The sequence below is a fragment of the Streptococcus sp. HMSC066F10 genome (genome assembly GCF_001813805.1).
In the GTDB taxonomy this organism is placed as follows: Bacteria; Bacillota; Bacilli; order Lactobacillales; family Streptococcaceae; genus Streptococcus; species Streptococcus vaginalis.
In genome coordinates this window covers 1-7,943 of the sequence record NZ_KV813965.1, presented here as the reverse complement: position 1 = coordinate 7,943, position 7,943 = coordinate 1, and the positions used below count along the sequence as shown (strand labels likewise).

Below are 7,943 nucleotides of genomic sequence, written 5' to 3'. Positions count from 1 at the left end.
ATACCACTTTTGAGTTACCGAACAAGTCTATTCTAAATTACTGACAAGTATTGAAGAATTAAGAGCTGAAAATGTAAAAAGGGCGGCGCGTGAAGAGGAGCAGGCTGATTTTTTGCGAATAACTGCTCACGAGTTAAAAACGCCCATTGCTAGTATGTTAGGTCTTGTAGAGGGCATGATTTATAACGTCGGAGAGTTTAAAGATCACGAGACTTATTTGAAGAAATGTCGAGACATTTTGCAAGAGCAATCACAGTTAGTTTGTTCCATCTTGGAAGCCACAAATTTGGATCTCAGTTTGAAAGTTAAGCAAGAGCGAGTTGATTTGAAAGAACTGATAGAGCAGTATTTGACGCCCTATGAGGCACTTACAAAAGTCCATTCTTACCAATTCATCGTAAATCTTGAGCCAGTATGGGTCAGCCTTAATTCAACTTATTTTGTAAAAGCAATAAAGAATCTTTTGGATAATGCCTTTCGTTATACAAAGGAAGGAGGGGCTATCCGAGTAAGTTTAACGGAGCATTATCTACGAATTGAAAATCAAGCAGAGCATTTACCTGACAAGGAAGAACTAGACAAATTATTTCTTCCGTTCTATCGTCCAGATTTTAGCAGAGCTAAAGAAGATGGGGGGACAGGGGTAGGACTTTACTTGGTCAAACAAATTCTGGAAAAACAAGGTTTTTGTTACCGATTGGAGCAAGAAAAAGAATTTCTTCAATTTACAATTTGGTTTGTAGATCCCTTGGACTAATACTCAATGAAAATCAAACCATATCATGACAAATAGAAATGGACTGGCTCTGCCAATCCATTTTTGTTTTCTAGAATGGTAATTTACCTGCAAATGCTCCCATTGTTTTTTTATAGTAGATTGAATCTAGAACAGTACGCCGTGGTTGCTAAAATATTTCTATACATTAATTTGACTTTCCTAATCAATTTGTTCACATCTTATTTCAATCTACTATAGTTGCTTCGTCAATTTGGCTGAGTGCATCATTGATGGCTTGTGCAGTCATATCTTGTAGGGTTTCGACATCCTCAGGATCAACGACAGCTTCTTTATAATCAATGGAAACCAGTTTTTTATCACCTGTGAAAGTTACGGTAACGAGCTCTTGAGCTGATTTACCAGTGAAATTTGTTTCTGCCAACTCAGCTTGTTTCTTTTCTAGCTGTTTTTGCATTTTTTGTGCTTGCTTCATCATTTGCTGCATATTCATCATAAGATTTTTAAGATTCCTTTCGTATCAAGGGTTTAGACTCTCTGGTTAAATTTTCGTTGCCTTATTTTGCCTTTTGGGTATTTCTTAAAGCTTCATTTATTATAGCATTTTTTAAAGCAACTGCCTATTTAACTGTGTGAGAACAGCGAGCGTTTGGTGCTGATTTTACAAAAACTTTACAAAAGTATGGTAATAGATTTGATGTTTGCTCTCTATAATGGTCATTGTAAAGATTTTAAAGGAGAACATCATGAAAAAATGTAAATTGTTTTCAGTACTGGCTTTAGCTGGTTTGACGGCTCTAGTGGGACTTTCAGCTTGTGGTAAATCAAACGGGGGCTCTTCGTCTGCTTCTTCATCTGCATCTGGTAATATCAGCGTTGTTTCCCGTGAAGATGGTTCAGGGACGCGCGGCGCCTTTGTTGAACTTTTCGGAGTCCAAGAAGAGCAAAATGGTGAAAAGGTTGATTTGACAACGGACAAAGCCATTGTTACTAACTCGACCTCTGTTATGCTAACGACAGTAGCTGGAGATAAGTCAGCCATCGGCTATGCTTCGCTAGGTTCTTTGGATGATACCGTCAAGGTTTTGAAAATTGATGGTACTGAAGCAAGTGTTGCCAATATTAAATCCGGAAGCTACAAGATTTCTCGACCATTTAACATTGTTACCAAAGATAAGATAAGTGAAGCTGCTCAAGATTTCATCAACTTTATTTTAAGCTCTGGTGGTCAAGCTGTCGTAGAAGAAAATGGTTACATTCCACTTGACGATACCAAAGCTTATAAATCTTCAGTTGATTCTGGCAAGATTGTCGTTTCAGGATCAAGCTCTGTCACACCAGTTATGGAAAAATTAAAAGAAGCTTATAGCAAAGTCAATTCTAAGGTTGAAGTAGAAATTCAACAAAGCGACTCTTCAACTGGTATCACAAATGCTATTGAGGGAACAGCTGATATTGGAATGGCGTCACGTGATTTGAAAGATGAAGAAACCTCTAAAGGAGTCAGCTCAACAGTTATTGCGATGGATGGTATTGCTGTTATTGTTAATAAAGATAACAAAGTTGATGGCTTAACAAGCGAACAAGTCAAGACTATTTTTACAGGTAAGACAACAAGCTGGGACGGTCTTTCAGACTAAGGGGTCATGAATGAATCATACAAAAGAAAAAATGATGCAAGCGGTATTTTTCCTTACCGCCTGCATTTCTGTTCTATCCGTACTACTAATCTGCCTCTTTTTGTTTTCGAGTGGGATTCCTGCTATTCACAAAATTGGCTTAGGTAACTTTCTTTTCGGGACGGTATGGAGACCGGCTAATAATCTTTTTGGTATTTTTCCAATGATTGTAGGCTCACTTTATGTGACAGCAGGGGCTCTTATTGTTGGAGTACCCGTTGGAGTTTTGACAGCAGTTTTTATGTCTTCTTTTTGTCCTGAAGTCATCTACAGACCACTCAAGGCGGCTATTAACCTCATGGCAGGAATTCCATCGGTTGTTTATGGTTTCTTTGGTTTGGTTGTTTTAGTTCCCTTTGTTCGTGATAACATCGGTGGCTTTGGCATGGGGGTTCTTACCGCCTCGATTTTGCTTGGTTTGATGATTTTACCAACTATTATCAGTGTTTCTGAGGCTGCTATTCGTGCTGTTCCCAGGTCGTATTATGAAGGTGGTTTAGCTCTGGGGGCTTCCCATGAGCGTAGCATCTTTTTTGCGGTACTGCCAGCAGCGAAGCGAGGAATTTTGGCGGCTGTCATTTTAGGGGTTGGACGTGCAATCGGAGAAACTATGGCAGTTATCATGGTTGCAGGTAACCAAGCTGTCTTGCCAGATTCCTTGACATCAGGAGTCAGAACTATGACAACCAATATTGTTATGGAGATGGGTTACTCTAGTGGTCTTCACAGAGAAGCTCTCATAGGGACAGCTGTTGTTCTCTTTATATTTGTCCTAATCATTAATATCAGCTTTTCGTTGTTACATAAAGAGGAGTGAGTATGGAAAATATCAATCACCGCAGTTTCAAGCAAAATTGGCAGTCACGTCGGCGGGATCTGGTGTCACTAATTTTGTACTTTTTAGTTTATGGGGCTGCTTTGGCAACTTTTGTAGGTATTGCTTTCACGGTAGGCTACATTCTGGTTAAAGGCTTGCCCAATTTAAACATGAGTTTGTTTGCTTGGACTTACAATAGTGAGAATGTCTCTCTGTTACCGGCCTTAATCAATACGATTTTTATGACCATATTGGCATTAAGTGTTGCCGTACCTATTGGTATAGGGGCTTCTATTTATTTGGCAGAATATGCGCGCCGGGATAACCCTTTTGTTAGTGTTATTCGGATCGCAACCGAAACGCTCTCTGGGATTCCCTCCATCATCTATGGACTGTTTGGTGCCCTTTTCTTTGTTAAGTTCGCTCACATGGGACTTTCCTTGCTGTCAGGAGCTGTTACACTTAGTATCATGATTTTGCCTCTGATTATGCGAACAACAGAGGAAGCTTTGCTTTCGGTACCAGACTCTTATCGTGAAGGGGCTTTTGCACTTGGAGCGGGCAAACTTCGAACAATTTTTAAAATTGTCCTTCCTAGCGCCATGCCGGGAATTTTCTCAGGAATTATTTTAGCGATCGGGCGAATTGTGGGAGAATCGGCTGCCTTGATTTTTACGGCAGGTACGGTTGCTGAAGTGGCTAAGAGTGTTTTCAGTTCGTCACGGACTTTGGCTGTGCATATGTATGCCATCTCAGGAGAGGGACTTTATGTCAATCAAACCTATGCTACAGCAGTTGTTCTCTTAGTATTAGTTATTATCATTAATCTAGTGTCGGGTTTGATTGCTAGACGATTAGGAAGTAAAACAAGCGATGAATAAAATAGAAATTAAAAATTTGGATCTCTACTATGGAGACTTTAAGGCTTTAAAAAACATTAATTTGGAAATTGCCAGCAATGAAATTACAGCTTTCATTGGCCCATCAGGGTGTGGAAAATCGACCTTACTGAAAAGTCTTAACCGAATGAACGATTTGGTGAAAAATTGCCGCATTACTGGAGAGGTCACATTAGATAAAGAAGATGTGTATCGCGATTTGGACATCAATGTCCTTCGTAAAAAAGTAGGTATGGTTTTTCAAAAACCAAACCCATTTCCGATGAGTATCTATGACAACATTGCCTTCGGGCCTCGAACTCATGGCATTCACAATAAAGTTCAATTGGATGAAATTGTGGAGCGTTCCTTAAAACAAGCCGCTATCTGGGATGAAGTCAAAGATCGCCTCAATAAATCTGCTCTTGGAATGTCTGGTGGTCAACAGCAACGGCTTTGCATTGCTAGAGCTTTGGCCATTGAACCTGACGTCCTCCTCATGGATGAACCAACAAGTGCCTTAGATCCGATTTCAACAGCAAAAATTGAAGATTTGGTTATTGAACTCAAGAAGAAATATACTATCGTCATGGTGACCCACAACATGCAACAAGCTGTGCGAATTTCTGATAAGACAGCATTCTTCCTATTGGGAGAAATTGTTGAGTACAACAAAACAAGCCAACTATTTTCAATGCCACAAGACGAACGCACAGAAAATTATATAACAGGGAGATTCGGATGATACGCTCAACCTTTGAAAATCAACTGCATGCACTCAATACCAATTTAATTTTGATGGGGTCTTTATGTGAAGATATCATTTCAAAATCCTTAATGCCCATCAGTGAAAATGATCAGCATCTGGTCAATGATGTCAGTAAAACCTATCAAAAAATTGAGCAGATGGAAAGAGATATTGAATCACAATGTCTTAAACTATTGCTTCGTCAACAGCCGGTAGCCAAGGATTTGCGACGTATTTCAGCTGCCTTGAAAATGGTTTATGATATGAAGCGTATTGGTGCACAATCTGCTGAAATTGCTGATATTATTGGTGATGGTCATGTTCATGAAGGAGCTGAGTTTCGCCATCTCAAGCAAATGGTTAAACACGTTGTCAATATGGTAACAGACAGTGTGGATGCCTTTGTCCATGATGATGAGGCTTTAGCTTTAAAAGTTATCCAAAAAGATGTCACAGTGGACAAAGAATTTGATACAATAAAGGCAAGTTTAATTGCCCATATTGCTGAACTTGGAAATGATGGTGAATATACTATTGATGTTTTGATGATTGCCAAATATTTGGAAAGAATTGGTGACCATACCGTCAATGTCGCTAAGTGGGTAATTTTTTCAATCACTGGTGAACTGAATGGAGAAGAAACATGATTTACTGCGTTGAAGACGATGATGATATCCGAGAACTGATGCTTTATACTTTACGAACAGCAGGGTTTGAGGCTCAGGGTTTCCCTGACTCCCTTCTATTTTGGAAAGCCATGGAAGAAGAGCAACCAAAACTTATACTGTTAGATATCATGCTGCCTATAGATGATGGATTGACCATTTTGAAATCCCTACGCGAAAATGGCATGACAAAAGATATTCCAGTAATCATGACAACTGCCAAAGGAACAGAATTCGATAAAGTCAAAGGATTAGATTTGGGCGCAGATGACTACTTGGTTAAACCTTTTGGTATGATGGAAATGATTTCTCGCATTAAAGCAGTCCTCAGACGTACATCCAATCAGGAACAGGAAACTCATTTGACAATAAAAAATCTCGCTCTGGATTCAAAAAATTACACGGTTAGAAAAAATGGGCAAAAAATCGAATTAACTCTGAAAGAATTTGAACTGCTATCTTTATTGATGTTAAATCCTGACCGTGTTTTTACACGGCAGGAACTTTTGGATAAAGTTTGGGGAGAACACTTTATCGGAGAAACACGAACAGTTGATGTCCATATTGGGACCCTTCGCATGAAACTTGGAGATGCTAGTCATCTGATTAAGACAGTTCGTGGCGTTGGTTATCGTTTGGAGGTAACAGATGATTAAGAAAATCTTTCGTTCAACTTTTTTTGCCACGCTAGGCGTTCTTCTGGTGACCCTATTTATGGTTGTTGGCTTGCTTTATGGTTATTTTACTCAAGTACAAAAGGAGCAGTTGCAGACGGAGACAGCCTTAGCTGCTCAAGGGGTTTCTCTAGAAGGCCAAGATTATTTTAATGAGCTCAAAATGTCAAATGTCAGAATCACTTGGGTTGACAATCAAGGAAAGGTTCTCTATGATAATGAGTCCGATGCACAGACCATGGACAATCATGCTAATCGAGAAGAAATCAAAGAAGCTTTGAAAGATGGTTACGGTGAGAGTGTTCGCTACTCGAAAATTTTAACCACTCAGTCTCTTTATTCTGCTCAGCGCTTGGATAATGGAACTGTTATTCGTTTATCTGTGACTAGACATAGTATTTTAGTGCTTTTGTTTCGGATGGTCCAGCCTTTAGCTCTTATTCTTGTATTGGCCTTCTTCCTCTCTCTATGGCTTTCACGTTCTATTGCTAAGAGTGTCGTGGAACCATTGAATCGGCTGGATCTTGATCATCCACTTGAAAATGATGCCTATGAAGAAATTTCCCCCCTTCTAAGACGGATTGCCAGACATCAAAAGGAAGTCACTGAGCGAGAAGTTGTGATAGAGCAACGTCAATCAGAATTTGACACCATTATTTCTAAAATTAAAGAAGGCATGATTTTGTTAGACAATAACTGTCGCATCATCAGTATCAACCAAGCAGCACAGGATATTTTACAGACTGATCGAACGTGTTTGGGAAAAGATATGTTACAAATTATCCGTAACCTATCACTAAATAATTGGCTTGAAAAAGGTCTTCAAGGTCGCAAGCAAGAAGGGATTTTGCAATTAGATGACTCGCATTACAAAGTTATGGTGCGTCCTATTCAGTCTGAGGATAAGGTGACTGGTTTAGCGCTTCTTTTCTTTGATGTCACAGAGCAACTTCAGGCAGAGCAGCTGCGCCGTGAATTTACAGCAAACGTTTCTCATGAACTGAAAACACCTTTGCATCTGATTTCTGGGTATTCTGAAATGTTGGCTAGTGATGTTGTTGCGCAAAAAGATGTTCCACAATTCGCTGAGAAAATCCACAGTGAGTCTCAACGTATGATTCAGTTGGTAGAAGATATTATTAAACTGTCACATCTTGATGAGTCAGAAGAGTTAGCTATGGAACCCATTAATCTCTATCAGATATCAGAGGAAGTCTTAGAGAGTCTATCTGCTAAGGCAAATGAACGTCATATCAACTTGCATTTATTAGGGAAACCAGCTTATATTACCGGTAATCATGCCCTTATTCATTCCTTGATTTATAATCTTTGTGATAATGCTATTATCTATAACCGTGATAAGGGAGATGTGACTGTCGGTATCACCTCGAATGAGGACAAGATTGTTCTGACGGTACAAGATACAGGAGTTGGGATTGCCAAAGATGAGCAGGAACGTATTTTTGAGCGTTTCTATCGGGTTGATAAGAGTCGCTCGAAGAAGTTGGGTGGCACTGGCCTGGGGCTATCCATTGTCAAGCATGCGGTCAATCAACATTATGCCGATATTAAGATGGAAAGTCAGCTAGGATTAGGAACTAAAATGACCGTGACCTTTCATAAATAACCCTCTTTGAAAATTAAACGCAGACGCTTGTGACTTGATTTGAGGAGTGAAAACCTCCAACGGAAGTTTTTAGCCTGTCATTCCAAAATTAGACTTGTTCGGTAACTACATCATCTCGT

The 7,943-nt window shown here is 39.5% G+C and carries 9 protein-coding genes; 8 read left to right on the top strand and 1 reads right to left on the bottom strand.

Features of this window, described 5'->3' with window-relative positions; translation table 11 throughout:
* Nucleotides 1-112 precede the first annotated feature (112 nt).
* The gene (locus tag HMPREF2933_RS03650; RefSeq protein ID WP_024052990.1) at nt 113-757 is read left to right on the top strand and encodes a sensor histidine kinase; all 645 of its coding nucleotides are present in this window, start codon (nt 113-115) and stop codon (nt 755-757) included.
* 205 nt (nt 758-962) lie between these two features.
* Here HMPREF2933_RS03650 and HMPREF2933_RS03645 read toward each other — a convergent pair whose 3' ends face one another.
* The gene (locus HMPREF2933_RS03645) at nt 963-1,232 is read right to left on the bottom strand and encodes a YbaB/EbfC family nucleoid-associated protein (RefSeq protein ID WP_024052989.1); all 270 of its coding nucleotides are present in this window, start codon (nt 1,230-1,232) and stop codon (nt 963-965) included.
* Between the two features lie 250 nt (nt 1,233-1,482).
* Between HMPREF2933_RS03645 and HMPREF2933_RS03640 the strand changes: the two genes are divergently transcribed.
* Genes HMPREF2933_RS03640 through HMPREF2933_RS03610 form a run of 7 tightly spaced genes read left to right on the top strand, consistent with a single transcriptional unit; the run spans nt 1,483 to nt 7,824 of the window.
* Nucleotides 1,483-2,376, top strand: coding sequence for a substrate-binding domain-containing protein (locus HMPREF2933_RS03640; RefSeq protein WP_024052988.1), 894 nt, complete (start codon nt 1,483-1,485; stop codon nt 2,374-2,376).
* A 10-nt stretch (nt 2,377-2,386) separates the two neighbouring features.
* Complete coding sequence (gene pstC / locus HMPREF2933_RS03635; protein WP_024052987.1) at nt 2,387-3,232, top strand: phosphate ABC transporter permease subunit PstC; 846 nt, start codon at nt 2,387-2,389, stop codon at nt 3,230-3,232.
* 2 nt (nt 3,233-3,234) lie between these two features.
* Entirely contained in the window at nt 3,235-4,113 is an 879-nt protein-coding gene (gene pstA / locus HMPREF2933_RS03630) for a phosphate ABC transporter permease PstA (protein WP_024052986.1), read from the top strand.
* Nucleotides 4,106-4,855 (top strand): phosphate ABC transporter ATP-binding protein PstB, encoded by a 750-nt coding sequence (gene pstB, locus HMPREF2933_RS03625; RefSeq protein WP_018376001.1) that lies wholly within the window; start codon nt 4,106-4,108, stop codon nt 4,853-4,855. The genes pstA and pstB overlap by 8 nt, the downstream gene beginning before the upstream one ends.
* Nucleotides 4,852-5,505 (top strand): phosphate signaling complex protein PhoU, encoded by a 654-nt coding sequence (gene phoU, locus HMPREF2933_RS03620; protein ID WP_024052985.1) that lies wholly within the window; start codon nt 4,852-4,854, stop codon nt 5,503-5,505. The genes pstB and phoU overlap by 4 nt, the downstream gene beginning before the upstream one ends.
* Nucleotides 5,502-6,179 carry a winged helix-turn-helix domain-containing protein gene (locus HMPREF2933_RS03615; RefSeq protein WP_024052984.1) on the top strand — a complete coding sequence of 226 codons (678 nt, stop codon included), beginning with the start codon at nt 5,502-5,504 and terminating at the stop codon, nt 6,177-6,179. Before phoU ends, HMPREF2933_RS03615 begins: the two co-directional genes overlap by 4 nt.
* Nucleotides 6,172-7,824: an ATP-binding protein gene (locus HMPREF2933_RS03610; RefSeq protein WP_024052983.1), complete on the top strand. Its 1,653-nt coding sequence runs from the start codon at nt 6,172-6,174 to the stop codon at nt 7,822-7,824. Before HMPREF2933_RS03615 ends, HMPREF2933_RS03610 begins: the two co-directional genes overlap by 8 nt.
* The last annotated feature ends 119 nt before the right edge of the window (nt 7,825-7,943 follow it).